Origin of the sequence: Fimbriimonas ginsengisoli Gsoil 348 (assembly GCF_000724625.1) — a bacterium.
In the GTDB taxonomy this organism is placed as follows: Bacteria; Armatimonadota; Fimbriimonadia; order Fimbriimonadales; family Fimbriimonadaceae; genus Fimbriimonas; species Fimbriimonas ginsengisoli.
The window spans coordinates 79,674-106,459 of record NZ_CP007139.1 but is presented as its reverse complement, the minus strand read 5'-3'; the positions used below and the strand labels follow the sequence as shown (position 1 = coordinate 106,459).

Genomic DNA, 26,786 nt, shown 5'->3' with positions numbered 1-26,786 from the left:
TATGCCCCAGTGATCTCCCGAAGAGACCTTATTCGGGTTGGCGCCGCGGCCGCGCTGACCCCGTTTGCCCGGCGGGCGGAGGCGTTGTCCCAGGTGGACGCCTTATCGTTCTCGTTTGCGTTCTTCAGCGACACCCATGTTGGGCTTAAGTACAACATCGCTGAGAATAGGTCCATGTTCGCGGAGATGGCGGCCCTGCCGCTCGCCTTTGGGATCAATGGCGGCGACGTGACGGACTACGGATGGGTCGGCGAGTACGCCAACTATCGCGAGATACTGAAGACGGCTCCGTTTCAGGTGCACCACATTCCGGGCAACCACGACGTTCGCTGGTCTCCCCTTGGACCTAAAGCGTATCGCGAGGGGACGGGCGACCCGATGTACAAGTCGTTCAGTCACAAGGGTATCCATTTCGCTCTGCTGGACAGCACGATTCCACTCTCGCATTACGGGCACTTCGAGAGCGAAATGCTCCGCTGGCTGGAGGCGGACCTGAAGCAGGCTGGGCGGGAGATCCCGATCTTTGTCGCCACCCATCACTGGGTTGGGCGCGAAGGGATCATGGTGGACAACGAGTCCGAGCTTCTCCGGATTATCGAGCCGTACAACGTCAAGTTGATCCTCAACGCGCATGGCCACTCGGACCTCCTTTGGACCTGGAACGGGGTGCCGAACACGATGAATAAGGGGCTGTATCAGCTCTCATGGGAGCGGCTCGGCATCGACCGAAAGCAGAGTCAAGCCCATCTCTCCCGGCGAACGAAAGAGCACCCGGAGCAAAAGCATTTGCTCTCGATCCCTCTCGACGCTCCCAAAGAAAAGCGAGCGATTTGGCCAGTTCAAATCGATCTCAAACCCGCCGATGAAATCAAAGATTTCCGGTGGGACGACACTCCGTGGCAGCCGATCGCGCTGTTGAGCACTGCCAAGCTTGTGGGGGGAACCCACAACTTGGCCTACCGGGCCGGTAAGGACGAGTACCGGTACGCCGGCAAGGTCGAGGCGCCCGCTTCTGCGAAGGGAATGAAGCCGATCTGGGATCGAAAACTCTCAGGCGGCGTGATGAGCCACCTCCGACTCGGCCGGGACGTTCTCTACGTCAGCGCGATGGATGGTTCGCTTACCGCCTTGCGGTCGAAAGATGGCGAACCGCTTTGGACCGCCCATACCGGCGGCTATTGCCACTCTTCGCCTCTCGTCCTCAAGAACCTCATCGTCGTCGGCAGCGCAGACGGGAACGTCTACGCGTTCGATCGGAACACCGGCAAGCCGCGTTGGAAGACCCCCACTCACGGTCCGGTTTACGCCTCCGGCGCCGAGGCTCAGGGGATCGTCGCGATCGGATCGGGCGACGGCACGATCTACGGCCTCGAGGCGGCTACCGGGAATATCAAGTGGCTTTACGAGATTCCGAAGAGTGAAACGTCGTTCGTCCAAAGCCCGGCCGCTACGGATGGCGAGCGGTTCTACTTCGGCGCGTGGGATAGGCGCCTCTATGCCCTCGACGCCCGCACCGGGGAGTTCCGCTGGTCGCAGGCATGCACGGAAAAGACCTGGCCGTATTCCCCGGCTATCGGGGGTCCGGCGGTGGGGGGAGGACGAGTCTACGTCCCTGCGAACGGAAATATTCTCTGGTCGTTCTACGCCGAAACCGGGGAGCCGGTATGGAGTTGCAACTCTCCCGGGGACAAGTTCGGTTACTCCTCGCCTTGTCTGGTCGACGACCGGATCTACATCGGCTGCCTTGGCGATAAGGGAGAGGTGCGATGCGTTAGCTCTATCGGGCAGATTCTTTGGACGACCGCTATCGGTTCGACGATCTACGACAGCTCACCGTGCCATGCGGCTGGGGTGGTTACGATCGGTTCTGTGAACGGTCTTGTGACCTCGATGTCGGCCGAAGACGGCAAGGTCCTTGGGCAGTATCATCTTCCTACCGGACATATCCTTGCGTCGCCGGTCGCGGAGCCGGGCCGCGTTTACGCGGCGTCTTTGTCGGACCATGTCGTGGCATTCGACATCAAGGCGACTTAGCGTTCCCGTTTACCGAAGCATCGGCGAGGCGCCGACGCTACTTAAGCCGCTGGAGCGTGCCACTATAGAGGCATGCCTCTTGTCCACTTGTTGGACCCGCATACGGTCAATCAGATCGCGGCGGGGGAGGTGGTGGAGAGGCCGGCTTCGGTGGTGAAGGAGCTGGTGGAGAACGCCCTAGACGCGGGGGCGACTCGCATTGAAGTCGAGCTTATCGCGAGCGGGAAGACGCTGATTCGAGTGAGCGATAACGGGATTGGAATGTCGCTCGACGACGCTCGCCAGGCGCTGGAGCGGCACGCGACTTCGAAAATCACTTCGGTAGACGACCTGCAGGCGGTGCGTACGCTTGGCTTTCGGGGCGAAGCGCTTCCAAGTATCGCTTCGGTATCGCGGCTTTCGATTTCGACGGCTTCCCAAGATGGGCTGCGGAGCGTTCTGGCGGTCGAAGGAGGTGAGGTTCGAGATCCGGCGGGCGCGGCAGGGCCGAAGGGAACGGAGGTCCGGGTCGAGGATCTGTTTTACAACACGCCGGCCCGCCTCAAGTTCCTCAAGAGCGACACGACGGAGCTAGGTCAGGCGATGGACCACGTCTCGCGCTATGCCATCGCCTACCCGCAGGTGGCGTTCACGTTGACCCACAACGGGCAACTCGCGATCCGTACGAGCGGGAGCGGGGAGATGCTAGAGGCGATCTCCGACGTTTGGGGGAGGGAAGTCGCCCGAACCCTCGCGGAGGTAAGGATGGAGGTGGCGGGATTGCGCCTCAGCGGGTTCGTTTCTCCGCCGCATGTTACCAAGCCGACCCGGGCTTATCAGTACCTCTTCGTCAACGGCCGTCCGGTGAGGACGCGGACCCTCACGGTGGCGGTCGACCAAGCGTTCCGGGACCTCACGCCCGAACGGCGATACCCAATGCTGGTGCTGCTTATCGACGTCGATCCGGCGCGGATCGACGTCAACGTTTCGCCCACGAAGAGCGAGGTGAAGTTCCAGCAAGAGGGAGCCGCGTTCGATGCCATTCGAATCTCGCTGAAGAGCGCACTGATGGAGCACGGCATGATGCCGGACGCGGCGGGAGTCGCCGCTGCCAACGAGGCGCTCCGCCAGATTCGGCAATCGCAAACCGTCGAAGACTGGCGCACCCACCGCGAGCCGACCCACGCCCTGTTCGGCGACCTCTCGCTGCTCGCTCAGTCGCCATTGCCGGGGCCGGACGCCGAGCCGCGTTTGGAGCCAGCGCCTTCAGATCCTCCGCCTTCCACCTTCCCCCCTCCGCCCTTGGGAGCTCCGCCCTCGAATCTTCCATTTCTCTCGCTGTTGGACGAGCTTCGCGTGATCGGTCAGGCGATGAAGACGTTCATCATCGCGGAGACCCGCCATGGCGTGGTGATCATCGACCAACACGTGGCCCATGAGCGGATCATCTACGAGTATCTCTGTGGGCTCAAAGGTCCGACCGCGATCGAGAAGCAGCGGCTGTTGGTGCCGCAAACCTTGCACCTGGATCGACGATCGGCGGTGTTGCTGCGGGAGAAGGTGGACGAGCTGAGTGCGGTTGGCTTCGAACTCGAGCCGTTCGGCGGCGAGAGCTACGTGGTCCGCGCGGTGCCGGCGGCGATCCGGAACAAAGATCCTCTCCAAATCTTGAAGGATCTGGTGGACGAGCTTGTCGAGACCGCGGTGACTCGCAAGCTCGTCCCAACCCGCGAGCAGATCTGGATCATGAGCTCGTGCAAGATGGCGGTCAAAGCGGGGGATCCGCTGAGTATCGCCGAAATGGAAAAGCTGATCGCCGACCTGGCCACGACGGAGAACCCATACCTTTGCCCGCACGGACGTCCGATCACCGTCACCTTGGGGAAGGATGCGTTGCTTCGGATGTTTAAGAGGACGTAGGCGTTAGGCGTTAAGGCGTTAAGGCGTTAAGGCGTTAAGGCGTTAAGGCGTTGTTGGCTTAGTGCTTTACCCTTTTCCAACGCCCAACGCCCAACGCCCAGCGCCTAAACGCCTTCGTGTTCTCTTTAGCCGGCCGAGCTATTCTTCGTTCGCTTCGGATTTCTCGGTTGGTCGGGTTCGAGGGGCTTTCTTGCCTTACGGGGGCGGGGACTAACCGGCTCGCTGGCGGCGCCGTCGCCTTTGGCTTCGGCGGCGATTTGGGAGGCGATCTCCTCGTGGCCGGTGGGGCTGGCGGTGTTTAGATCGACTTCTTTGGTTCCCGCGCCTACCTTGGTCGTGTCTTCCTTCACATCCGGGTTGGGCGCTTCGGCGGCGGTCCCGGTTCCCGGCTCTACGACGATGGCATCGACGACGGTTAGGTCGTCGGCCACGGGGGCGTCAGCAACGGTGGCCGCTTTAGGCTCGTCCGTCTCGGCCATTCGCTGAACCGTCTCGCCGGCTTTGATCAGGGTATCAGCGATCGTTTTGGCGAGCGGCTTGCAGCGACGAAAAATTTCGGGCAACGCCGCCGCGATGAGCACGATAACGAGCGGGCCAGGAACCGGACCACGGGACCTCATAAGCTACATTACTCGTCGGCGGCCAAAGGGGTTTCGCCCACGATCGGTTCCGGGACTGTTTTTGCTCGATGCTTTAGCGCATCGGCCCACCAGGTGAAGATCAGGAGGATCGTCGCGACCGTGATGCAGGCGTCCGCGATATTGAATACCGGGAAGTCGATGGCACGAAACCAGAACATATCCGTGACGCCTTGGGCGTCGAACAGCCGGTCGTAGAGGTTGCCCAGGGCTCCTGCGGCCAAGAGCCCCATCGCCACGTGCGCGGTGGAAGTTTCGTCCGGGTGCCGCCACGAATACCAGCCGGCGCCCCCTGCGATCGCCACCGCGATCGGGGTCATTAGCTTGGCCATCCCTTTGAAGAGTCCGAACGCAATGCCCTGGTTATAGGTGAGGGTGATTTCGAAGAAGCCGGGGAACGGTTTGCCACCGTTCCACGAGGCATGGGCGACCGGAATCGCTTGCCGCACCCAACCCTTCACAAGCTGATCGACGATCAGCATCGCGATCATCACGACAACGAATATTCCGAATCTCTTCAAACTCCGAGTACCGCCCGGTCACGACGGGTTAGCGAAATCTCCGCTCCGTCGACGACCACCGTTTCCACGTCCGGACGACGCAGACGCGACCGGTCGCACTTGAGGAATTCGCTTCGGCGGAAACTTACCGAGGGCTCGCCCTCATTCAGTTCAACCCAGCTCATTTTGAACAAGTTCGCCAGTTCGTACGTTTCGAATGTGCGCAGCGTTTCCAACGGCTGCCCCTTTAGCGTCACCGAGGCGATGGCATCTTGACTGTCCTTCACGGTCTCCGGGCTCTTCCAGGGCTCGAACGCGGCGAAGACGTCGTCGCGGACCGCCTTGAGCACGGCAAACCGGACTTGAAGCGACGACCCTTCGATCTCCGCCAATCTCTCGGCCGAGGGGGGATCGAAGGTAGCGGCATGTACCGTCTCCGGTTCGCCCGGATCCAAGAGTGCGCTCTCTCGAAGCAACGTCCAGGTTTCCTCGGCGGTATGAACCAGAATGGGCGCGACCAGCTTGAGTAGGGAGAGCAAGACCCGCCGACACGCCGCCTGCCCGCTCTGCCGCTGGGCGGAGCCGGGTGCTTCGCAGTACATCCGGTCCTTGATCGCATCCAAGTAGAACCGCGAGAGCTCCTTGCCGCAGAAGTTGTGAACGGCCGTGATCACCGTGTTGAAGTCGTACCGTCGGTATGACTCCACACAGTCGGCCACCAGCAGCTCGGTCTGCTCCACGATCCATTCGTCAATGTCGATCAAGGGGACGTCTACCGAGGCGTCGAAGCCTTGAAGGTTGCCTAGGAGGAAGCGGAGCGTATTTCGGACGGTTCGATACTGTTCGCCGAGCTGCTTGAGCAGCGCGTCGGTGCAGGGAACGTCGTTCGCGTAGTCGACGTTCGCCACCCAGATCCGGATGATGTCCGCGCCGTATTTTTCGCACGCTTCAACCGGATCGACGACGTTGCCGAGCCGCTTGCTCATCTTTCGCCCTTCGCTGTCGGTTACGAAACCGTGGGTCACGACCTGTCGGTAAGGTGCGGCGCCGCGAGTGGCGGTGCCGATGACGAGCGATGAATTGAACCAGCCGCGGTGCTGATCCGACCCTTCTAGGTAGACATCGGCGGGCCAGTGTTCTTTCCACTCGGGATAGACGTTTCCCTCGAGGACGCAGAGCGAGGTTGAGCCGGAGTCGAACCATACGTCGAGAACGTCGGTCTCCTTGGTGAATTCGGTTTCCCCGGTTTCCGGATGGGTGTATCCGGCGGGCAAGATCCCATCGGGCTCCGTCACAAACCAGGCGTCGGAACCCTCGCGCTCGACCAACCTGGCTACCGATTCGATGGCGACCGGGTCCAGCACCGGCGTTCGGGTCTTGGCGCCGTAAAAAATCGGGATGCCGACGCCCCACGGACGCTGGCGCGAGATGCACCAGTCGGGACGGTTCTTCACCATCGCCTCGATCCGGTTGTAGCCCGACTCGGGCACCCAGCTCACGCCCTTAGACTCTTCTTGCGGCGGGTGCTCGGTGAATTCTTCGAGCGGGATACTGGCGATCTCTTGGAGCATCCGGTCGCGAAGGAAGTTGTGATCGATGGCTACGAACCACTGTTCGGTAGCGCGGAAGATCACAGGCTTATCGTCTCGTTCGGCGTACGGGTAGCTGTGGACGTGATCACGGACATCGAGCAGGGCTCCGACCTCGCGAAGCCGGTCGACCACCACGGTATCACACTCCTTGTAGTAGATCCCTTCGAACTCTCCCGCTTCGGAAGTGAGAACCCCGCGCTCGTCGACGGTGTTCGGCACGGGCAGCCCGTATTTCTGGCCGGTGTAAAAGTCGTCGCGACCATGCGATGGGGCGGTGTGGACGACGCCGGTGCCGTCCTCGGTCGTCACGTACTCAGCCATCACGGCGATCGATGGGCGGTCGAAGATCGGGTGGCTGAAACTGGCTCCGTCCAAAGTGATGCCGTCGAACCGCTCGACGACCTCATACCGCTTCCACCCAAGCGCGTCGGCGATGCGCGGCACGAGCGCATGAAGGACTACATAGTAGGTACTCGGCGCTTGCTCCGCGCTGGTGTCGGAGACCGGAGGGACAACTCCTTCTTCGGCCCAGTGGGCGACGACGGCGTATTCCAAGGTCGGGTGGAAGGCGACGGCGAGATTCGCCGGGATCGTCCACGGAGTCGTCGTCCAGATGATCGTGTCGACACACGGGTATTTGGCGAAGATCTGGTTCGGGTCCTCCCGGAGCGGGAAGGCGACGTAGATCGCCTTCGACACGTGATCCGGGTGATAGACGATTTCGGTGTCGGCGAGGGCGGTGCGTGAGGTCGGGCTCCAAAGAGTGGGGCGGAGCCCCTTGTAGACATAGCCGCCCTCGACCATGCGCTTGAACGTGCGCACGATTTCCGCCTCGAAACGGTAGTCCATTGTCGCGTAGGGACGTTCCCAGAGTCCAAAGACGCCGAGCCGTTTGAACTGGCTGGTCTGAACGTCGACGTACTGCGCCGCGTGCTCGCGGCACGCCTTGCGGAGTTCGACGACGGACGGGGTTACCTTTCGCTCCTGGAATTTTTTCATCACCGTCTGCTCGATCGGCAGGCCGTGATTGTCGTAGCCGGGAACGTAGGGGGCGCGGAAACCCATCATCGTCCGGCTCTTCACCACGAGATCCTTCAGGATCTTGTTGAGCGCGGTGCCGATGTGGATAGGCGAGTTCGTGTAGGGTGGACCGTCGTGCAACACGAAGGAGGGCGCGTCTTTCCGCGTTTCCTGAATCCGGTGGTAAATGCCCTCGGCTTCCCAGCGAGCCTGAATCGTTGGCTCGAGTTTGGGCAGGTCCGCCTTCATCGGGATCGTGAAGTTCGGATCGGGAAGATTAAGGGTACTTCTGAGATCCATGGGGAACCCGGGAGTGTACCGGACGGAGGCTATTCTCCTTACGAGCCGGTCGTCTGGAACTCCGGATTAGGAGCACCGAGCATTGATAGAGTGGGAAGGGCGATGCGAACCCGGGTTCCTTCTTCGGGGACGGATTCGATGGACACGGCGCCGCCGTGGCGTTGAACGACGCGCTCAACGTTAGCGAGGCCGATGCCGACCCCCGGATACGCCTCGTCGCGGTGCAGCCGCTCGAACGGTAAAAAGACCTTATGGGCGAATGCCATATCGAACCCGATGCCGTCGTCCGCCATGATGAGCGCTCCGCCTTCGACGGAGAGTCGGATATGGGCAGGTTCGCCTGCCTTACGGTACAGAATCGCGTTGTCCAGGAGGGCCCGCAGCATCACCCGCATCTGGCGCTCGTCGGCATTCACCACGATGCCGTCGGCTGAGTCGAGTTGGACTTCGGCTTTCATCCTACGGGCTTCCACAAAAGCGATTTCCCGGGCCAGTTCGTCGATCCGGACCTCTCGCAGCATCAATTCCTGCTTTGCCAAACGGGCATGGGTGAGGAGGCCGTCGAGTAAGGAGCCGAGCTTGATAGCGGCGCCGTTGATTCTTCGGAGGTGGTTTTGTAGCTCCGGGGTGAGGGAAGTGGAGTGGTCTTCCAACATGATCCGAGCGTTGCCGGCGATGGCGCGCGAAGGCGTCCGGAGGTCGTGGGCCATGGAATAGCAAAACCCCTCCAACTCTTCGTTCGCTATCTCCAACTGACGGGTTCGCTCGGCGACTTTTTGCTCGAGCTCGGCGTTAAGTTGCTCCAGCTTTCGTTCTGTCTCGATGCGCCGTCGTTTTTCTTGCGTCTCGCGATGCGCCAAAAAGAGGATGCCGATGTTAAGGGCGAGGAAGAGCACGAGCCCGCCGACATCGCTTTTATCCCAGTACATCAACTGATTGGGACCCCGGAGAACGAGCTTCATCGTGAGAAGCACTCCTAGCAGGCAGCAGAACATGCCTGGTCCAAAACCGAGGAAGATAGCGCAGATAATGGTCGCGGGAAGAAGAAAGGCGTACCGGTTCTGGTCTTGTAATACCGACTGAAGGGCGACGCGCAGCAATACCGCGGCTAGAGACAGGGCGCCTCCGGCGACGTACCTCAAAGGCGTGCTCGCCTGAAGCGTTTTTACTGCTTGCCGCAACCGCATGCCTCTATAGCATCGCAGACGTTACGGCCTTGTAGCATGCGATATATCGGTAGCCTCCGTAACCCGGTTACAGAATTCGCAACAAGAGCGAGGCCGCATCGTTGATAGGCCCAAGTCCTTCCGGCAGCGGCTAGAGAGTGCTTGTTTCCGGCGTATGCCACCCCTCGGTTTCCAGGCGCTCGAGCTCGGGCTCTTCGGGAGGAGGCGCGGGCTCGGAGCGGCGCACTTTGGTCAGCTTTTCTTCGAAGATCTGTAGCTGCCGTTTCTGGAGCTTTACTTCGCGTCCCCCAAGGAGGTCGGCGAGCGCTTCGCATTCGGCTTTACTGAACGACACGGAGCCGAGAATATATTCTTCGAACCCTTCGTAGGCGAGGGGGGCCACCGCTCGCGCGCATTCCGCCATCGCCTCGGCGTAAGCGCGGATCTCGTACTGAGCGTGAGGGTCCAGCCTCAGTCGCAGGAAGTGAAAGAGGTTGTGCAGGTCGATCTGCCAGTACCACTCGGTGTAGAGGGAGAGCGGGAGGTTGTTCCGCGCCAGCTCGCGGGCGAGGTTTTTGTCGAGCAGCTTCTGGTAGTTCGCGTAGACCTGCCGCTGCTCATCTTCGAAGAGGGCGATGATCTCTCGTTCTTCCTCATCGGTGTACCGATCCTCCGATCGCCCCTGCTTGTTGTCCGAGGACTGCGGGCGGATGTGCTCGGGTGAGGGGACGTAGAACTCGTCCTTCATCACCGAGTAACGGCCAGAAATCTCGTTCAGCCGGGCGGTGCGGTGCCGCACCCACTGCCGGGCTACGAAAATCGGCATTTTGCAGTGGAAGGTGAGCTGGACCTGCTCGATCGGCGAGGTGTGCCAGTTGCGGATGAGATAGTGGATCAGCCCCCGATCTTGGCGGAACGTCTTGGTCCCCTCGCCGTACGAAACTCGCGCCGCCTGGACGATCCGCTCGTCGCTCCCCATGTAGTCGACCAGACGCACGAACCCTTTGTCGAGGACGGGAAACGGCTTGTCAAGAATCTCTTCGGCGGCAGGAACGATCAGGCGGGCCATACAAGGGATTGTAGACGCGTTGCCTTTAGGGTTTGGGCAGGGAAGGGGGATTTCTCCACCCCCAGCCCCCTCCTCATCGCACAATGCATCGACGAGGAGGGGGCTCCGGAGGGTTATCCGATCGCTTCGATGCGGGAGAGCCACCAGCGGCCGCCGGCTTTTAGCCAATGGTGGCGCTCGGAGAGGGTTCGCGAGGTGTTCATCGGTCCCCAATGGGAGATCGAGACGGCAAGCTCGACCGTTGCTCGGGCGGGATCCGCGTCGAAGTGGAAGAAGGTGAAGTCTTCGGCGACCTTATCGTTTCGGGAAAATTCGACTCGCAAATCGTGAAGCAGCGCGGCGCGAGTCCGGGTGAGCGTGGTCATCGAAGCTTTGCGAGGGGGGAACCAGCGAATGGCCGGCGCCCACATCGCGGTGCAGCCCTTGACGTCCTTGGCCGAAAACGCTTTCGACATGCTCTTGTACATCGCCTCGAGCTCCGCGCGCTCGCTACGGGCACGTGCCGGAGCGACTGCGGCCAGGGCGACCAAGGTGAGTAACGGGAGCAGCCTCTTCATCGTCGGTTTTCCGCTAGACGTCCACAGAGCGATCTCCGGTTCGAGAACATACACGATGGACGCGTTCGTCGTTTCAATAGTAACTCGGGAATCGTGCAACTTGCGCTACAAACCTCGCACCGCGAGCAACGCGGCGACAGAAATAAATAGCCAGAGGGCCGCCCCTTGTACGAGGGGGCGCGGTCCGACCGCCTTCAGCGTCTTTGCGGAGATCCCCAAACCGATGACGAACAGGCTCAGCGCGAACCCCGCGGTGGCCAGCGACCGGGCTACCGGCGACAGAGGTTTGAGCGCGGGTACGTAGGAGCTAAGCACGCTCGCGAGTAGGAAAAGGCCGATAAACCAGGGAATGGGGGTGGCGTTTCCGCCGTCGGCCCGATTACGGCGCATCGCTTGGGCGGCGATGATCACGATCGGAATGAGATAGAGCACCCGGCTGAGCTTTACGGCGGATGCAGTCTCTAGCGACGCCGGATCGAACGCGGTGGCGGCCCCTACGACGCTGGCGACGTCGTGGATTGCGATCCCGGCCCAGGTACCGAACTGGTCCGGGGTTAGGTGGAGCGCGTGACCCAAAGGGGGAAAGAAGATTAGGGCGAGGGCGTTCAAAAGGAAGACCGTTCCCACGGCGACGCTGACATCCTCCTGGGGCGCTTCGGTGACGCTCGCCATCGCGGCGATCGCGCTCCCGCCGCAAATGGCGGTTCCGGTACTGACAAGGAGACTGGTCAGAGGGCGAACCTTTAGTAGGCGCTGGATCAGCCAGCCGAGGCCGAAAACGGCGGTGATGGAAAGAAGGGCGAAGACGATTCCTTGGCCGCCCGCCTTCAGGATTTTTTGCAGGTCGACCGAGAAGCCGAGGAGGACGACCGAGGTTTGTAGACCGGTCTTACTGATCTTCTTGGAGATGGCGGGATAGGGGTTTCCCAGAGTCAGGGCAATGAGGATGCCAAGGATCAGGGCTCCTGGAGCCACCCAGGGAAGGATCTTTGCCGCTTGCGGAAAGAGGGGGATTAGGCAAAGCAACATCCCCACAACAAACGCGATCCGAGCGGCCACGCCAAATTGTAGCTTCCAGTCGTCGTTCTTGGGCGTCGTTCGGTCCGGTTGATTCGTCTTTACATTCTTAGAGATGGCTGACCAAGATTCGAATCTCCCGCAAAAGGCGCCCAGCGTTTACGACCACATCGCGATGATGATTCAGCAAATGGCACACGTTTGCTGGGCCAAACTTGGACTTCAACCGGATACAATTACAGGGAAACTTGAACAGAACCTTGAAGAGGCTAAGGTCGCCATAGACGTGGTTGCCAGCCTCGTCCGGGTTTTGGAGCCGCAGCTCGATGAAGAGGATCGTCGGCAACTGCAGGGCATGTTGCGAGACTTGCGGCTCAACTTTGTACAGAAGAGCACGGAGGCTAGTTCTTGAGGAGCGAGACGTCAGGGCAAAGGATTGCAAAGGGAACGACGGACTTGATGGGTTCGCTCGTCAATCGAGTGCGCATCGCGCGACGCGATGCGACCGATCGGCGAGAACGCGTCGAGGCCGAGAAGCGAGGACCTTCCGTGCAAGAACGGCAGTCGGAACTTATACTGTTTTACGAGCGATACGAAGAGTTGGTCGAAATCTTGTGCGACGCCGCGCAGTATGGGCCGACCCCCAAGCTTGCTCGCAGCTACCTTAACCATCGCGATTGGTTTCGCGACCAGTACGCTCGCATCCGTCCGTTCCTGGTTTCTTTTCTTCGCATGGAACCGGAGGATGACCGCGCCGACGCCTTTGAGGCGCTGGTGGCGTCCGACGACCTTGAAGGTTTCTTAAGTACCGACGATGGCAGCATGATCTCCCGAATTACCCGCACCCGAGAAGCGCTTGTGTTATACGGCGAGCACCTTCGCCACCTGGCGGCCCGTACGGCATGAAGCTCTCTTTTCGCTCGGTCGACTTCGATCGGCTTGCCGCGTTTTGGAATAGCTTCTATCCAGAGCGTTACCGAATCGACGCGGATCTGCTGCAATTGAAAACGGTGCAGTGCCCCGTTTTCGACTGGGGCGCCTCATATGTAGAGCAGGCAGACGGAGAGACGCTTGGCTTCGTCATCGTGAAGAAGTCGGCCGGCCTTCTGTATCCAGGGCTCGACCGCGACCAAGCAAACCTTTCGGCGATCGGTTATTGCGACGCCAATTTCGGAGTCGATCTGCTGGCGGACTTGAAGAGGCTTTTGCGAAACCGCGGCTGCACCCGGCTGGTGTTCGGACAAGATTCCGACCACTTCTTTCCCGGTTGCCCGGAGGACTTTCCGAGCTTGATCAACTTTCTAACCGTGGAAGGGTTCGCACCGACCGGAGTCAGCAACGACCTAGAGCGCGACCTTGCCGACTACGAGAACCCGTACGCTACGCCGGAAGGAGATGAGCTTCGTCTGATGGAAGCGAAAGATATTCCGGCTCTGGAGGAGTTTTTCGAGCGGGAGTTTCCCCACCGGTGGCGGTACGACGTGATGCGCAAGATAGAAGCGGACGGACCGGGATGCGTCTTCGGCCTCTTTCACGGCGACCGGGTCGATGGATTCGCGCTTATCCAGCAGAGCGGCCACAAGTGCCCGATCGGTGGAGCGGTTTGGCATAACGACCTTGGTGAAAACTGGGGAAGCCTGGGGCCGATCGGGGTCTCGGCGGCGCTTCGCGGCAAGGGGAGTGGGCATGCTCTCCTTGGCAACTCGCTGACTCACCTAAAGAATGCCGGCGTTCGGCGATGCATCATCGACTGGACCGGATTGGTGGAGTTTTACGGCCGCCACGGTTTCGAGGTGACGCGCCGGTACCGCTCAATGGTCTTGGATTTGCCGGAGTAGCGTCGGCGTCCTCGCCGACGATCTTGCGTACCGGTTGTACGCAGGGTAAGAGGGAACGTTATGCGAGCCCAAACGGCCTAATGGGTTGGATTAGGGGGCGGTACGCTCCGTCGTGGAGGTAATCCAAATATCATGTCAACAGGGATCCCTGCGGGCGCAAAGAGGCGCATCGTCATTCTTGGCGGAGGCTTCGGAGGCGCTTACGCGGCGCAGGAGCTTTCCCGGCGGCTGAACCGTGACTCATTTGAGATCACGTTGATCGACCGGAATAACTATCTCCTCTTCGATCCGCTATTGGTCGAGGCGGGAGTTGGAACGATCGAGCCTCGCCACGTCGTTGTTCCTATCCGCAAATTCATGCCGAAGTCGGACTTCCGGATGGCCGACGTCCTCGGGGTCAACACCGAGTTACGACAGGTTACCTACCGCGTTGTCGGCCGCGACGAGTCGGAGAAGCTGCACTACGACCACCTCGTCTTCGCGCTTGGCTCCATCACTCGTATTCCCGACAATATTCCCGGGCTTAAAGAGCACGGTTTCGAGTTGAAATCGCTTGCCGACGCGGTGGAGCTTCGTGACCGAGCGATTCGGCTACTCGAGCTGGCGAACACGGTGACCGAGGAGGCGGTGCGGCGCGAGCTGCTCCGGATCGTGGTCATCGGCGCTAATTTCACGGGGGTGGAGATCGCGGGCGAGTATCAGGCGTTCCTGAAGGAGGCGGCGAAGGATTACCCGAACGTAAATCCGCAGGAAATCGACGTGCTTCTCCTCGAATTCTCCGACCGGATTCTGCCGGCGGTCCACCAAAATCTCGCCGATTGGGTGGTTCTAACCTTGACCCAGCGAGGGCTCGACATTCGCACCAAGACCACGGTTACGGAGATCGGTCCGGATTACGCCTTGCTCACGACCGGAGAACGGGTATCCACCCATACCGTGGTGTGGGCGGCGGGGATCGCTCCAAACCCGCTGATTGCCAAGATTCCGACTTTTCCCACAGGCCAGAAGGGTTACATCGAGTGCGAGCGAGACCTCCGGGTGAAGGGATTCGATAACGTCTGGGCGGTGGGGGACTCGGCAACGGTGTACGACGAGAAGGGTCGTCCCTATGCGGCAACCGCGCAAAACGCGACGCGGCAGGGGCCGCACGCGGCCAAGAATATCGTGGCTCAGATCAACGGTGAGCCTTTGAAGCCGTTCGACTTCAATGTTCTGGGTTCGTTTGCCGCGATCGGCCATCACGCCGCGGCGGCGGAGTTCAAAGGAAGGCACTTTACCGGCTTTATCGGCTGGGTCATGTACCGGGGAGCCTATCTGATGAAGATGCCGACCTTCCCCATGAAGCTTCGCCTTCTCATGGACTGGATACTGGAGCTGATCTTGCCGACTGAGCCGGTTCAACTCGGTGTCCACCGTCCGGAGACGCGCCAAATCGGCGAGGTAGCGATGCCCGCCAACGACTTCGGACCGAATAAGGTGACCCTGCTCCGATAACCGCCCCTTAGCGCGAAGTCGTGGGATAGATGTCTACGTTAGAAGCCTGCTGTACCTTCGGTACTGCGGGAGCATCGGCGGGGCGCCGACGCTACTTGTTAGTCGGGCATTCCGAGCTGGCGTTCGATTCGGCGGTCGGGGACTAGCCAAATGAGGGCGACAAGGATGTACAGCCCGGCGGAGATCCAGGGTTGGATGTACGCGGCAGGGATGGCGAGCAAGTACAGCATCAGCGAGACCTTTCCTTTGGTATCCCTCCCGAGCGCTTTCGCGAGTAGCGAGTCCGGCCCTTCGCTTTTGACGATCGTGCGGGCGAGGATCATGTAGGCGATCGCGGCCATCAAAAGGACGAGTCCATAGAGGGCGGTGGGAAGGCTCTCGAAGTGCTCGCTCATCCAAGCGGTGCTGAACGGTATTAACGAGAGCCAGAAGAGCAGGTGCTGGTTCGCCCACAAGATTCCGCCGTTCACGTGCTTCGTTATGTGGAGCATGTGGTGGTGGTTGTTCCAGTAGATCCCGAGGTTGACGAAGCTCAAAACGTAGCCTAGAAAAACCGGAAGGAGGCCGTGCAACGCTTTGAGGTCCGCCTGTAGAGGCACCTTGAGCTCCAGCACCATGATCGTGATGACGATTGCGATCACCCCATCGCTAAAAGCCTCGAGTCGTCCCTTGTGCATTTGCCTACCGATTGTGCATCAGAGACCCGGCCCAAAAAGATAGGGTCCCATTTTATGCGCGGCGTGGAACGGATCGATCGCGCGGTCCGTTGCATTCATTGATACGACCCTCAAATCCTCAATCCGGCCTCGGCTTCGACACGAAGTCCGAGGCCGCGATTATTTGTGACCGGGCCGATTCACGCGCTAACGTCAGTTGGGCGGATAATGTAGGCACTGGTATCCGTTACGGAGAAAGAACTTATGGCTAGATTCCCCGCACTCCTACTGCTCACCGCCGCTTCGGTATCCCTCGCGATGGCCCAAAAGCCGGCCACTCGATCCATTGGCATCGGCGATACGGCTCCTCCCCTCAAGGTCGCGAAGTGGCTCAAGGGAACGCCCGTCAAGAGCCTTGGCAAAGGCAAAATCCATGTCGTCGAATTCTGGGCAACTTGGTGCGGACCGTGCAAAGTGTCCATCCCTCACCTGACTGAGCTTGCACATAAGTACAAGGGGAAGGCCACCTTCACCGGAGTTAGCGTTTGGGAGCACCATGCGCCGGGCGATGTCTCCTACCTTAAGAACGTCGATTCCTTCGTGAAGGAGATGGGCGAAAAGATGGACTACAACATCGCCGCCGAAGGGACCGAGGGGGCGATGGCGGCCTCTTGGATGACCGCGGCCGGCCAGGACGGCATCCCGACCGCGTTCGTCATCGATCCGAAAGGAAAGATCGCGTGGATCGGCCATCCGATGGACGGACTGGACGAGGCCGTGGGCAAGATGATCGCGGGCAAGCTGGACGTGAAGGCAGAAGCCGAAAAGGCACGTAAGCAGAAGGAAGAGAACGCGAAGCGGGAGTTGATGTACGCTCCGCTCAAAGCGAAGCTGGTTGCGAAGGATCACCGCGGCGCCGTCGAGGAAGTCGATAAGCTGATCGCCGCTCATCCCGAGATGAAGAACCAGTTCGCGATGTTCCGGTTCATGGAGCAGCTTAAGTTCGACGAAGCGGCCGCTCAGAAGACGGCGGCGGAGCTTGGCGACGGCATGCTGAAGGATTCGGCGGAAGGTCTGAACCAAATCGCATGGACCCTGGTCGACGAAAAGACGGGTGTCAAGAACCTCGACACGGCGCTCGCCCTGCGGCTCGCGACGCGGGCGGCGGACTTGACGAAGCACGAAGAGCCGAACATTCTAGACACGCTCGCGGTCGCTTACTTCCGCGCCGGCCAGATGGACGAGGCACTCGCCACCGAGAAGAAGGCGGTTTCGATCGCCGAGGGAACCAAGGAGTTCGACGCCGCCTCCCTCAAGGAGATGAAGGCCCGACTGGAGCAGTACACGAAAGCCAAAGGCTAATCGTGGCACGGGCGGCTCGCCCGAGCAAAAAACCTATCGCCCATCGTTGCCTTAAAAAGCCGGCCACTGGCCGGCTTTTTAGCGCCCAGAGCAGACGCACCTCTCCGCGAGCAAGCAGTTACTCTCTAGGCTTTCGCGGCCTCAGCCAAGGCATGGCGAGAGTGAAAACGGCGAAGCCGAGGGGGAATAGCGGGGCGGCGTGGAACATGGTCGATTCCCTGGGGATCGGCATGTTCACGCGCAGCCCCATCGGTTTGCCGAGCGGCGCCTCGGCGAGGATCTGTCCATGGCCATCGCAGGCGAAGCTGTACCCAAGCGTCATCGAGCGGACCAACGGAAGGCCGGTTTCAACCGCGCGCCACACGGATGCGGCTCGCATCTGCATCGGGGCGTTGCCATCCATGTACCAGTCGTCGATCCCGATGACGGTCAGAAGGCGCGCGCCGTTCACCTGTTGCAGATACGCGACGTCGGGGAACATCGCCTCGAAGCAGATAATCGGGCCGACGCGCATCCCCGCGATGTCGATCGCCTTGACCCCCTCTGTCCCCGGCTCCATGTCGCTGTCCGGCATCTTAAATGCCTGGGTCAGGAAAGGGAAAAGGTGGCGGCCGGGTACGAACTCCCCAAAGACGACGAGCCGGGTTTTGTCCACATGCTGCCACCGCTTGCCATCGAACGAAAAGGCCGATTGGTAGGTCGGTCCGGTGCCGCGGCGGCCGCCGAAAATCACGGGGAGACCGGGCGGGATCCGAAAAACCGTGCTCGGCGGCATCGTGGGCGCCTCGGATATCCCCTCCGGGAGCACCAAAAGGGAGGTGCCGTCCTTCGCCGCCTGCTCCGCGATCGGCGTGATGTTCCGGCCGAGCGCCGCGATCTGCTTCTCCGGCTCGCCAAACGCCATGTCCACGCCCGGCTGGCCGATGGTGATCGGGGTTGGCGTCGAAGCGGGATGCGATGAGAGGGCCATGATCGAGATCGTTAGCCCGGCCAGCGCGGTCGCCACGTAGCTTTGCAGGACCGCATACGGCGATTTAAGGGCCGCCAGCGCGACGATCAAATTGACGAGCGCGACCCAGGCAGACACTAAGAAGATCGTCCCGAAGTGCGCTTGTTGGATAAGCCCCGGGAAGGGCCACAGCGGCGTCGCCAATAGTCCCCAGGGGAAGGCGAAAGTAGGGATGAACGAGCGGATCACCTCGATGCCGGCCCACACGAGCGGAATGGCCCACGGCCATTTGCGATGCCACGCATGGCGCATCATCACCGCCGCCCAGCCGAAGTAGAGGGCATAGAGGGAGCAAGCGATCAGCCAGGGGATGATCCCCATCGCGATGCTGCCGACCCATCGGCTAACGAGCTGGGCCACCCAGAAGAGCTGCCCGAGTCCGTAGAGGAAGCCAAAAACGTAACCCGACCGCCAGGCCTCGCGCCCGGACGATTGGCGCAGGGAAAGCATCCACGGGACGAGGGCGACGAAAACGAGCGGTCCCAGGTTGAACGGTGGGAACGCTAGCAGCATCAGCAAGGCGGAAGCGAGGCACGGCCATGCCCGGTGGAATCGCTGCTTCCACGGCCGGCCGCGCCAGTCGTCGGCCCTAGCGACGGCTGCCATCGACGCTCCCCGTCAAGGCGCGAGCGTCGGCGAGATGCGAGGTGTCTGCGTACCGCACGAGTAGATAGAACCCATCTGCGCGGCGTTCCAGTTCCGTCACGGCCGTATTGCCGAACCGGAACGACCGAATGGAGTCGACATTGGCTCGCATGAGCCGGGCAAGCAGGACGGCGCAAGTACCCCCGTGGGTGACGACGGCAATCCGCTCGTCCGATTCTTCGATCGCGTCCATGAATGGATCAAGGCGAGTCCAAACGTCTGCGAACGACTCGCCGTTTGGGGGACGCACTTCGGTGAACGAGACGCCCTGTTGGAGCCCAAGCTCGATCTGGGTAGCCGCAAGATCGCGGAAATCCATCCCTTCCCAATCGCCAAAGCTCCGCTCGCGGAGATCACGCCGCCGTTCGGCCGGGGCGTTGGTAGCGGCCTGAATCGCCTCGGCGGTTTGGAATGCTCGCTGGAGATCGCTGCTGACAATGCGGTCGATCTCGATGCCTCTGAACGCTTCGCCGACGGCATACGCCTGGGCGAGCCCGCTGTCGTCGAGCGAAATATCCGTGTGCCCCTGAGCCTTCCCGTCCACATTCCACGAAGTCTGCCCATGGCGGACAAGGTAGAGGCGCATCGGATGAGAGGATACCTTTCTGGGCGGTAGGCGGTAGGCGGTAGGCGGTAGGCGGTAGGCGGTAGGCGGTAGGCGGTAGGCGGCAGGTAGGCGTTGGGCGTTGTTTAGGCTTTACGTTGTTGATGGGACGAATGGGGCTTATGGGACAGATGAGTCTTATGGGTTCCCTCAGTCCACGAGCCACACGCCACAGTCCACATGCGTCCGCCCCAACGCCCAACGCCTATCCTTGCCATGGCCTTAGTTCTCCGAGCTCTCGTCCGTCGGGGTCGACGCGGAGGGCGCCGAGGCGGAGGATCCGGACTCCGGAGGGGGCGACGGCGGTGGAGAGGATTTGCATGATTCCGGAGGCCCAGTCGACGCTCCGGATAAATCCGTGGCCGATCTCCTCGCCGTCGGGGCGGGCGAAGGCGCAGAGGAGGTGGTCGTAAGCGGTCGTCTCGACGAAGTTGGCCCTGGAGCAGCCGGTGATGTCGAGGGCGCGGGCGATTTCCCCCTCGGTCGGTTCTTCAGGAGAGATGACGAGGAGAGTCCCGCCGCAACGTTCGGCGTGAGCGACGGCTGCGATCCCGGCTCGCTCGCGTTCTTGGGCGTTGAGCACTACGCCCGATCCGAGTCTGGCTCCCTCGACCATCACTTCACGAAGCGAAACCTCGTGCATTTCGCCTTGCTCGATGAGCCGCAGCCACTGGGCTTTCCTTTGGGCATGCTGCACCGTCACCGGCAAAACCTCGTCGAGCTCGACCTCCGTCGGCAGAACCGGGTAGCCGCGGAGTTCCAGGCCGGTTCCTTGGGCGAGGAGGATCTCGGTTGGCCGGACGAGTTGCAGGACGATCGTGGCGACCTGCCTGAGGAGCGGGCTCGGCCGATAGGCGTAGAGCTGCACCAGGCCGTCCGACCCGAGGGCCGGCAGCATCTCGGCAAGGGCGGCGACGATGACGTGAGGGGCTCGCTGCGGATCTAACCCGCCGAAGAGCCGGGTCGCCACGAGATGCTCTCCCTTGAAGAGTCCTAGCCGGCCGGGCACGCCTTGTTGAGGATCGGCGGGATCGAGGCAGAGCAGGTCGCGCTTTCCCCGGTTCGCCTTGAGCCACTCGCGCCAAGTGACGCGTGGATTCCCGATCAGGAGGGTTCGGCCCATCTAAACGAAGGGACGAACGAGAAGCGGGCTTGGAAGCGGGAGAGAGGGGAAGTTGGAGGGAGCATCCGTGCTCCGACCTCCGTTTCCACCGTCCGTGGTGACTCCGTCGGAGACTTTACCCCGGTTGTGACCTGGCATTTTGCCGTTGGGCCCGATGGCAGTGGCACGGGCAGCACACGTAGATGCCGGCTACATGGCTCCGCCGTTGGGGAGGCCGGTCTGGAGACCAGCGGTCCGCCGGGCTCCGGAAGCGGACTACTTGGGTTTGGCGGCGGCGGGCTTGGGTTTTGAGGGGGTGGCTAGGCGTTGGATATCGACGACCCATACGCTTAGGATGAGGACGGCGACGAAAGTGAGGCCGATTCCGTTGGCGATGGCCTGGGAGCGGAGGCTTAGGCGGCGGCCACCTCGGAGCATTTCGGCGACGGCCATCAGCATCTGTCCTCCGTCGAGAGGTGCGGCGGGGAGGAGGTTCATGATCCCCACCGAAATGCTGAGCAGGGCGGAAAGCATGACGACCTTCCAGAACCCAACCTGGACGGCGGCAGCGGTGGCGGAAACCATGGTTACGGGGCCGCCAACATTGTCCTTGAAGTTCTGAGGATGTTTGAATAGCTTCGCCAAGCCTGAAACCGCTTCGATCGGCATGTTCGAGGCTTCGGCAACCGCCGCCCCGAACGGGAGGCGGATGCGGTTAGTTTTCGGCAAGATGCCGATCTTGTAGGACTTGGCCTTCACATCGGTCGTTTCGAGATCGGGGCCAAGTTGGTAACTCGGCTCAGGATCTAGTTCCGCAACAACTTTGTGAGTCGACTTCACGCCCGCTCGATCTACTTGGAACTCCAAAGGCGCTCCGTTGCTGCTTCGAACCGCAACGATGATGTCGTAGAACTGCGAGACCGGTTTGTTTCCGATAGCGAGGACGCGATCACCCTCCTTAAGTCCACTTAACTCCGCTGGTTTGCCCGCAGTAAGGGCTCCGAGGACTGGCTGCTTATTGAATACGTCTTTGCCGTCGACCATGAGCACCGACGTCAGGAGAACGATGCCGGCCAGGATGCTGAACATCGGCCCGGCCAACAGAACGATAAAGCGTTGCCAAGGGGCTTTGCTGTAGAAGCCGCCGGTGATCTTGGTTTCGCTGCCGTCTTCCTCGGGCATCATCCCCTTGATTCGCACGAACCCGCCGAGCGGCCAAGGGCGAACGGTGAAAGCGGTGGTTTCACGCAGAACGGGACCAGTGGGAGTCTCGATCCGCTCGATTTCGCGATCGGGGTTTGAGCCTTCGAGCGAGGCAGATAATAAAGCCGCAGTGTTCTCGGCTCCGGCAAGGGCTTTACCCCCGGTTTCGTCCCAATTCTCACCCGGCTTGATCGGCAGGGTGTAAGTGCGGTGGCCCCAAATTAGGATCGGCTTCTTGCCGAAACCGATCGCGAACTCCTCCACGCCCATGTTGAACAAGCGCGCAAAGAGATAATGCCCGAGCTCGTGGGCGGCCACGAGGATCGAGATCATTATGATGAACACCACGCCATACCCGGCGTATTGGAGAAGCTGCGTCACCGACATGGGTTGATTAGGTCAGGGCCTTCATTAAACTACGCGAGGAACGCCGGGCGGATTCGTCGGCGGCCAAAATCGCTTCCAGGTTCGCAGGTTCGGTTATGTGGGCGGCCATCGTTTTCTCCACGATCTCGGGGATCTGAAGAAACCTAATTTCGCTCCGGAGAAACGCGTTCGCCGCCTCTTCGTTCGCCGCGTTCATCGCGCAAGGCATCGTGCCGCCGATCGCCGCCGCCTCGCGGGCGAGCGCCAGCGATTGGAAAGTTGATTCGTCGACCCGTTCGAACGTAACGTTTGGCGTGTCGACCGGGTTCCACGGCCGCATGCCGTTTGGGAGTCGCTCTGGGTATAGGAGGGCGTAGGCGATCGGCAGCCGCATGTCGGGCCAGCCGAGCTGCCCAAGTACCGAACCGTCGCGGAATTTGACCATCGAGTGAATGATGCTCTGGGGATGGACAACGACTTCGACTTGGTTCATTTCGACGCCGAACAGCCACTTCGCTTCGATCATCTCCAGACCTTTGTTCATCAAGGTCGCCGAGTCGATGGTGATCTTGCCCCCCATCCGCCATGTGGGATGGTCGAGCGCCTGATCGACGGTGATCTGCTCCAGGTCGGCGCGGGTTCGACCCCGGAAAGGTCCGCCACTGGCAGTGAGAATGAGACTCTCGATCTGGTCGGAGCGGTAACCCTGCAAGCACTGGAAAAGGGCGGAATGCTCGCTGTCGATCGGCGTCATCACGACCCCATTTCGTTGGACGAGCGGCATCACCACCTCACCGGCCGCGACGAGAACCTCTTTGCTTGCAAGCGCGATCTGTTTGCCCGCTTTGATCGCTTCAATCGTGGGGATAAGCCCGATCACTCCCGCCACCGCGACCACGACGATGTCGGCCTCCGCCAAGGTGGCGAGCCGGGTAACGGCGTCCATGCCGTCGCGGTCGACGAGCGCGGTCTCAGTGACTCGGTGCTCGGCGGCTTGCCGGCGCAAAAGCTCATCGTTTGAGCGGGCGGCGAGGCCGACGACCTGAAACCGGTCGGTGTACTGGCGTAGCACGTCGAGAGTCTGGGTTCCGATACTGCCGGTCGAGCCCAAGACGACAACGCGCTTCATAGGAACAAGATCTTACTGTGCGACCGGCTCGGGTTGGGCATCGGACATAAATTCCAGCATCGTCTCGAGCTCTTCGATCCGCGCCTTGAATGCGTCGACGATCTTCGTATCGAACTGGCTGCCCGCGCCCTCGGAGATGATTTGCATCGTTTTCTCGCGCGAAACCGGTCCTTTGTAGGGCCGGGCGTTCCGCAGGGCGTCGTAGACGTCGGCCACCGACACAATGCGGGCCTCCACCGGAATTTCTTCGCCGCCGATGCCGTTCGGATACCCTTTGCCGTCCCAGCGCTCGTGGTGCGACATGGCGATCCGGGCGGCGGTGTGGATGAACTCGAAATCGGCGGCCGGTTCGTCGCTCTCGAGGCTGGTGAGCACGCGGGGAAGCTCGCCGGCCAAGATCTGGCCTCCGATCGTCGTGTGGGTTTCCATGAGCCGGCGCTCCTCGGGGTCGAGCGGACCTGGCTTCCGAAGGATGCTGTCCGGGATTCCGATCTTACCGACGTCGTGCAGGGGGCTGGTGAGGAGGATGCGGCGTTGAAAACCCGGCTCTAACCCGATCTCCTCCGCCAGCATGCGCGAGAAGACACCGACCCGGGCGATGTGATTGCCGACCTCCACGTCGCGCGCCTCGGCGGCTTTGGCCAACCGGAACAACAGCTCGCGCTGGGCCCGCTCCAAGTCGCGGTTGCGGTCGGCTAATCGAATCTCCAAGTCCGACTTTTCCGCTTTAATTTCGTCTTGAAGATCCTTGAGGACGAAGGCATTCCGCAGGCGGGCGGTGAGCTCTTTGAAATCGCACGGCTTGGCGAGGTACTCGGTGGCGCCGCTTTCCAGCGAGACGCGGCGAAACATTACTTCGCTGTTTCCGGTGAGCAGGAAGAACGGGAGTCCTTTGAATCGCGGGCTTTCCCGGACGCTCTTCAAGAGCTCGATGCCGCTCCGGCCCGGCATGTTAAGGTCGGAGACGACGGCGTCGATCTGCCCTTCTTCGAGCCGCGCCCAGGCGACTTCGGCATCGGGGACGTAGATTCCTTCCCACTCGGTGCGAAGCGCCCACATTTGGCGGCGCATTCCATCTAAAACCCGGGGCTCGTCGTCGACGAAGAGGATCTTCCTAATGGACGGCCTCCCTTACCGGAACCGGGAACCTAAGGGTGAATCGGGTTCCCTGTCCGGGCTCGGAATGAACTTCCACGTCTCCGCCCATCAGCTCCACGACGGCGCGATGAACGAGGGCGAGCCCTTGGCCGGTGCCGATGCCGACCCCTTTTGTGGTGAAGAACGGCTCGAAGACCTTTTTAAGATTCTTGGCCGGGATGCCGCAACCGTCGTCTTCAATTTCGATCATTACGGTATCTCCGGCGGCCATTGTACTAATCTTGAGAACCCCCATGCGCGCATCCTGATGTCGTTCGCGCACGGCGTGGCACGCATTTACCACCAGGTTGAGCACAGCCTGCCCCAGATCACCGGCATGTCCGAGGACATCGGGGATCTCCTCTTCGAGGCACACTTCGAGTTTGGCGGTGTTTTTCCATTCGTTCCGGCTTACGGCGAGGGCGCCGGAGACGACGGCATTTACGTTGATCGGCTCCTTTCGCATCGTGCCGGGGTGGGAGAATTGCCTCATCGCCTTGACGATCCCGCCGACCCGCTCCACTCCTTCCAGCGCCTCGCGGCTGGCATTGGGAATCTCGTGGCTCAGGAATTCGAAGTCGTGGAGCGCTTCGGCAGCGGAGACGTCCCGCAGCGTCTCCTCGGAGACGCTGCCGGCGCGGGCTTCGGCCGCCATTTTCCGATAGCTCTCCACGAGCGATTGCAGTTCGGAGAATGAATCCTGCAGGAACCGCACGTTGTCGGCGATGAATTGATTTGGAGTGTTGATCTCGTGGGCGATTCCGGTGGCCAGTCGCCCGAGCGTTTCCATTTTTTCGCCGTGGGAAACTTTCGCCTCGAGTCGTTTTCGCTCGGAAACGTCGCGGACAAGCACGGTGAAGGTCACCTCGCCGTAGACGTGGACCGGGCTAATGCTGATTTCCATCGGGAAATCGCCGTCCGGCCGAAAGCCGGTCCCTTCCATCCGGACCCCCTCGCCGTCGGCGCGGTCCTTGATCGCCGCCATAACGTCGAAAATGGAGCCGCGGCCGGCTTCCAGCGAGATTAGCTTGTCGATATGGGGATGGCGGGTCTGTGAATCTTCAAAGCCGAAGATCGCGATGGCGGAAGGGTTCATTTCCGTGATCCGGCCGCTTCCGTCCAGAGCGAAGATTCCGTCGAGGGCGCTGGCGACGATCGCGGTTTTGCGGGCTTCGCTCTCCCGAAGGTCGTGGGTACGGTCGATAACCACGTGTTCGATTCGAGACTTCGTCTCTTCCACCAGCGCTTGGCGCTCGGCGACGGCGTACATTTCCTTACGGCTCTGGACGCAGGCGGCGCCGATGAATACGGCGCAGAAGAGGATCCAACCGGCGTGCTCCAGGAAGCGCCATTCCGCGCCGGTGGGGATGCCATAAACGGACATGGGAATGAAGTAGCCCCGCAAGGCGTGGTCGGCCAATACGACGAGGACGGCGGGGACCAGAACCCGCCAGTCACGGTAGAAGCCAAGGAATGCCAGGGATCCGAAGACGTGGAAATGGGTTTCCATCCGCCCACCCGAAATGTGGATGAGCAGGCACGACATCAGCATCTGCGCGATGGCGATGATGAAGCGATTAGGATCGCATCCGGGGAAGAAAGCGGCGAGGAACCAGACGGGAGCAGCGATGAGCAGGCCGAGCACCAGCGCCATCGTGAGGTGCGGGTGCACCGTTCCGACTCCGTCCCAGGTTCGAGGCGAGAGGATCGCGGCGGCGATCACACCGCCCACGTATTGGAGCAGCATGACCAGGCCGAAAAGGCGGTCGGTGCGTCTTTGCAGATCCTGGCGATTGATTTCGAACAGTTCGTCGCGCCGTGCGGCGGCACTCGGAGGAAGCTCGATCGCCGGGATCGGCATCGCCATTTACGGAGATTCCCCCGGAGTTAGGGCGCACCCGTAGACCGGGGCGGCGGCAATCGGCTTTTGGCCCCGGAGAGCGGTCTCGATGGCGCGTTGGCCGGCGGAATCTCCCACCACGCCGCGAGATGCGGTGATGCCGCCCTCGAAGATGGGGACGCCGTCCCGATAGAGGGTGACGTGGCCGGACGTAATAGCGCCGAATCGTTGAGCCTGCTTGGCGTCGACCCACTGAATACCGGCATCCGGAATTTCTTGAGCCGCCCGCTCGTTCGGGCTGGGCGAGCCCATATTGGCGCCGACGAAGACGATTCGGGTCCTTAGTTTGCCCTGCGACTGCACGACGATGTCGCGGAGCTGATTAAGGCTGGCGGCGGTGCAGGGGCAGAACGGGTGGGCAACCATCACGAGCTCGAGTCCTCGGGAGCCGGTAAGCGGCTCCGCGCCGACGATCGGTCCGGGCGTGAACTCCCATCGCATTGTGGCGGCGGCTCCCATGCCAATGAGTCCCAGCCAGAGCGCGATCGCGCTTCCGAACAGGACCGTTCGTATCGTCGACCTCTTTGTCGTGCCTTTCATAAGGTGGTT

23 protein-coding genes are annotated in these 26,786 nt (G+C 61.2%); 7 read left to right on the top strand and 16 right to left on the bottom strand.

Going from position 1 to position 26,786, the window contains the following annotated elements:
* The first annotated feature begins 9 nt into the window (after nt 1-9).
* Together OP10G_RS00535 and mutL are read left to right on the top strand one after the other, a co-directional pair.
* Nucleotides 10-2,034 (top strand): outer membrane protein assembly factor BamB family protein, encoded by a 2,025-nt coding sequence (locus OP10G_RS00535; RefSeq protein WP_025227847.1) that lies wholly within the window; start codon nt 10-12, stop codon nt 2,032-2,034.
* Between the two features lie 72 nt (nt 2,035-2,106).
* On the top strand, nt 2,107-3,933 hold the full coding sequence (mutL, locus tag OP10G_RS00530) for a DNA mismatch repair endonuclease MutL (RefSeq protein ID WP_025227848.1): 1,827 nt from the start codon (nt 2,107-2,109) through the stop codon (nt 3,931-3,933).
* Between the two features lie 125 nt (nt 3,934-4,058).
* On the opposite strand, the gene OP10G_RS00525 is transcribed toward mutL, so the two are convergent.
* The 7 genes from OP10G_RS00525 to OP10G_RS00495 form a co-directional block, all read right to left on the bottom strand.
* Complete coding sequence (locus tag OP10G_RS00525; RefSeq protein ID WP_025227849.1) at nt 4,059-4,553, bottom strand: hypothetical protein; 495 nt, start codon at nt 4,551-4,553, stop codon at nt 4,059-4,061.
* An 8-nt stretch (nt 4,554-4,561) separates the two neighbouring features.
* A complete protein-coding gene (lspA, locus tag OP10G_RS00520) occupies nt 4,562-5,092 on the bottom strand; it encodes a signal peptidase II (RefSeq protein ID WP_025227850.1) in 531 nt (176 codons plus the stop codon).
* Nucleotides 5,089-7,983, bottom strand: a complete 2,895-nt coding sequence (ileS, locus tag OP10G_RS00515; protein ID WP_025227851.1) for an isoleucine--tRNA ligase — start codon at nt 7,981-7,983, stop codon at nt 5,089-5,091. Before ileS ends, lspA begins: the two co-directional genes overlap by 4 nt.
* A gap of 38 nt (nt 7,984-8,021) precedes the next feature.
* On the bottom strand, nt 8,022-9,170 hold the full coding sequence (locus tag OP10G_RS23705; RefSeq protein ID WP_025227852.1) for a sensor histidine kinase: 1,149 nt from the start codon (nt 9,168-9,170) through the stop codon (nt 8,022-8,024).
* A gap of 130 nt (nt 9,171-9,300) precedes the next feature.
* Nucleotides 9,301-10,218, bottom strand: coding sequence for an FAD-dependent thymidylate synthase (thyX, locus tag OP10G_RS00505; protein WP_025227853.1), 918 nt, complete (start codon nt 10,216-10,218; stop codon nt 9,301-9,303).
* Between the two features lie 113 nt (nt 10,219-10,331).
* Nucleotides 10,332-10,775 (bottom strand): DUF4440 domain-containing protein, encoded by a 444-nt coding sequence (locus tag OP10G_RS00500; RefSeq protein ID WP_144240921.1) that lies wholly within the window; start codon nt 10,773-10,775, stop codon nt 10,332-10,334.
* 105 nt (nt 10,776-10,880) lie between these two features.
* Nucleotides 10,881-11,834, bottom strand: a complete 954-nt coding sequence (locus OP10G_RS00495; protein ID WP_025227855.1) for a YeiH family protein — start codon at nt 11,832-11,834, stop codon at nt 10,881-10,883.
* A 73-nt stretch (nt 11,835-11,907) separates the two neighbouring features.
* Here OP10G_RS00495 and OP10G_RS00490 point away from each other — a divergent pair, with 73 nt between their 5' ends.
* The 4 genes from OP10G_RS00490 to OP10G_RS00475 all read left to right on the top strand — a co-directional run bounded on the left by OP10G_RS00490 (nt 11,908) and on the right by OP10G_RS00475 (nt 15,124).
* Nucleotides 11,908-12,204, top strand: a complete 297-nt coding sequence (locus OP10G_RS00490; protein WP_025227856.1) for a DUF1844 domain-containing protein — start codon at nt 11,908-11,910, stop codon at nt 12,202-12,204.
* A gap of 47 nt (nt 12,205-12,251) precedes the next feature.
* Entirely contained in the window at nt 12,252-12,698 is a 447-nt protein-coding gene (locus tag OP10G_RS00485) for a hypothetical protein (RefSeq protein WP_025227857.1), read from the top strand.
* Nucleotides 12,695-13,630, top strand: a complete 936-nt coding sequence (locus OP10G_RS00480; RefSeq protein WP_025227858.1) for a GNAT family N-acetyltransferase — start codon at nt 12,695-12,697, stop codon at nt 13,628-13,630. The genes OP10G_RS00485 and OP10G_RS00480 overlap by 4 nt, the downstream gene beginning before the upstream one ends.
* A gap of 132 nt (nt 13,631-13,762) precedes the next feature.
* Complete coding sequence (locus OP10G_RS00475; RefSeq protein ID WP_025227859.1) at nt 13,763-15,124, top strand: NAD(P)/FAD-dependent oxidoreductase; 1,362 nt, start codon at nt 13,763-13,765, stop codon at nt 15,122-15,124.
* Between the two features lie 98 nt (nt 15,125-15,222).
* Here OP10G_RS00475 and OP10G_RS00470 read toward each other — a convergent pair whose 3' ends face one another.
* Nucleotides 15,223-15,801, bottom strand: a complete 579-nt coding sequence (locus tag OP10G_RS00470) for a TMEM175 family protein (RefSeq protein WP_025227860.1) — start codon at nt 15,799-15,801, stop codon at nt 15,223-15,225.
* A gap of 243 nt (nt 15,802-16,044) precedes the next feature.
* Here OP10G_RS00470 and OP10G_RS00465 point away from each other — a divergent pair, with 243 nt between their 5' ends.
* Nucleotides 16,045-17,142, top strand: a complete 1,098-nt coding sequence (locus tag OP10G_RS00465; protein ID WP_025227861.1) for a redoxin domain-containing protein — start codon at nt 16,045-16,047, stop codon at nt 17,140-17,142.
* A gap of 118 nt (nt 17,143-17,260) precedes the next feature.
* On the opposite strand, the gene lnt is transcribed toward OP10G_RS00465, so the two are convergent.
* From lnt to OP10G_RS00425, 8 genes are all read right to left on the bottom strand, one after another.
* Nucleotides 17,261-18,757, bottom strand: a complete 1,497-nt coding sequence (lnt, locus tag OP10G_RS00460; RefSeq protein WP_025227862.1) for an apolipoprotein N-acyltransferase — start codon at nt 18,755-18,757, stop codon at nt 17,261-17,263.
* On the bottom strand, nt 18,741-19,382 hold the full coding sequence (locus OP10G_RS00455; RefSeq protein ID WP_025227863.1) for a histidine phosphatase family protein: 642 nt from the start codon (nt 19,380-19,382) through the stop codon (nt 18,741-18,743). Before OP10G_RS00455 ends, lnt begins: the two co-directional genes overlap by 17 nt.
* A 223-nt stretch (nt 19,383-19,605) precedes the next feature.
* Nucleotides 19,606-20,523, bottom strand: a complete 918-nt coding sequence (locus OP10G_RS00450; RefSeq protein ID WP_025227864.1) for a hypothetical protein — start codon at nt 20,521-20,523, stop codon at nt 19,606-19,608.
* Nucleotides 20,524-20,778: 255 nt separating this feature from the next.
* A complete protein-coding gene (locus tag OP10G_RS00445) occupies nt 20,779-22,092 on the bottom strand; it encodes a M50 family metallopeptidase (RefSeq protein ID WP_025227865.1) in 1,314 nt (437 codons plus the stop codon).
* A gap of 7 nt (nt 22,093-22,099) precedes the next feature.
* Entirely contained in the window at nt 22,100-23,200 is a 1,101-nt protein-coding gene (gene dxr, locus OP10G_RS00440) for a 1-deoxy-D-xylulose-5-phosphate reductoisomerase (RefSeq protein ID WP_025227866.1), read from the bottom strand.
* 12 nt (nt 23,201-23,212) lie between these two features.
* Nucleotides 23,213-24,310 (bottom strand): HD domain-containing phosphohydrolase, encoded by a 1,098-nt coding sequence (locus OP10G_RS00435; RefSeq protein ID WP_227625115.1) that lies wholly within the window; start codon nt 24,308-24,310, stop codon nt 23,213-23,215.
* 4 nt (nt 24,311-24,314) lie between these two features.
* Nucleotides 24,315-26,204 carry a two-component system sensor histidine kinase NtrB gene (locus OP10G_RS23700; RefSeq protein ID WP_025227868.1) on the bottom strand — a complete coding sequence of 630 codons (1,890 nt, stop codon included), beginning with the start codon at nt 26,202-26,204 and terminating at the stop codon, nt 24,315-24,317.
* Nucleotides 26,205-26,777 carry a hypothetical protein gene (locus OP10G_RS00425; protein WP_025227869.1) on the bottom strand — a complete coding sequence of 191 codons (573 nt, stop codon included), beginning with the start codon at nt 26,775-26,777 and terminating at the stop codon, nt 26,205-26,207.
* Nucleotides 26,778-26,786 lie beyond the last annotated feature (9 nt).

What these genes read in the sequence shown, in the direction of transcription:
- mutL (WP_025227848.1), top strand. Translation starts at nt 2,107, where the DNA reads ATGCCTCTTGTCCACTTGTTGGACCCGCATACGGTCAATCAGATCGCG.
- OP10G_RS00525 (WP_025227849.1), bottom strand. Translation starts at nt 4,553, where the DNA reads ATGAGGTCCCGTGGTCCGGTTCCTGGCCCGCTCGTTATCGTGCTCATC.
- ileS (WP_025227851.1), bottom strand. Translation starts at nt 7,983, where the DNA reads ATGGATCTCAGAAGTACCCTTAATCTTCCCGATCCGAACTTCACGATC.
- OP10G_RS23705 (WP_025227852.1), bottom strand. Translation starts at nt 9,170, where the DNA reads ATGCGGTTGCGGCAAGCAGTAAAAACGCTTCAGGCGAGCACGCCTTTG.
- thyX (WP_025227853.1), bottom strand. Translation starts at nt 10,218, where the DNA reads ATGGCCCGCCTGATCGTTCCTGCCGCCGAAGAGATTCTTGACAAGCCG.
- OP10G_RS00500 (WP_144240921.1), bottom strand. Translation starts at nt 10,775, where the DNA reads ATGAAGAGGCTGCTCCCGTTACTCACCTTGGTCGCCCTGGCCGCAGTC.
- OP10G_RS00490 (WP_025227856.1), top strand. Translation starts at nt 11,908, where the DNA reads ATGGCTGACCAAGATTCGAATCTCCCGCAAAAGGCGCCCAGCGTTTAC.
- OP10G_RS00485 (WP_025227857.1), top strand. Translation starts at nt 12,252, where the DNA reads ATGGGTTCGCTCGTCAATCGAGTGCGCATCGCGCGACGCGATGCGACC.
- OP10G_RS00480 (WP_025227858.1), top strand. Translation starts at nt 12,695, where the DNA reads ATGAAGCTCTCTTTTCGCTCGGTCGACTTCGATCGGCTTGCCGCGTTT.
- OP10G_RS00475 (WP_025227859.1), top strand. Translation starts at nt 13,763, where the DNA reads ATGTCAACAGGGATCCCTGCGGGCGCAAAGAGGCGCATCGTCATTCTT.
- OP10G_RS00470 (WP_025227860.1), bottom strand. Translation starts at nt 15,801, where the DNA reads ATGCACAAGGGACGACTCGAGGCTTTTAGCGATGGGGTGATCGCAATC.
- OP10G_RS00465 (WP_025227861.1), top strand. Translation starts at nt 16,045, where the DNA reads ATGGCTAGATTCCCCGCACTCCTACTGCTCACCGCCGCTTCGGTATCC.
- lnt (WP_025227862.1), bottom strand. Translation starts at nt 18,757, where the DNA reads ATGGCAGCCGTCGCTAGGGCCGACGACTGGCGCGGCCGGCCGTGGAAG.
- OP10G_RS00455 (WP_025227863.1), bottom strand. Translation starts at nt 19,382, where the DNA reads ATGCGCCTCTACCTTGTCCGCCATGGGCAGACTTCGTGGAATGTGGAC.
- OP10G_RS00450 (WP_025227864.1), bottom strand. Translation starts at nt 20,523, where the DNA reads ATGGGCCGAACCCTCCTGATCGGGAATCCACGCGTCACTTGGCGCGAG.
- OP10G_RS00445 (WP_025227865.1), bottom strand. Translation starts at nt 22,092, where the DNA reads ATGTCGGTGACGCAGCTTCTCCAATACGCCGGGTATGGCGTGGTGTTC.
- dxr (WP_025227866.1), bottom strand. Translation starts at nt 23,200, where the DNA reads ATGAAGCGCGTTGTCGTCTTGGGCTCGACCGGCAGTATCGGAACCCAG.
- OP10G_RS23700 (WP_025227868.1), bottom strand. Translation starts at nt 26,204, where the DNA reads ATGGCGATGCCGATCCCGGCGATCGAGCTTCCTCCGAGTGCCGCCGCA.
- OP10G_RS00425 (WP_025227869.1), bottom strand. Translation starts at nt 26,777, where the DNA reads ATGAAAGGCACGACAAAGAGGTCGACGATACGAACGGTCCTGTTCGGA.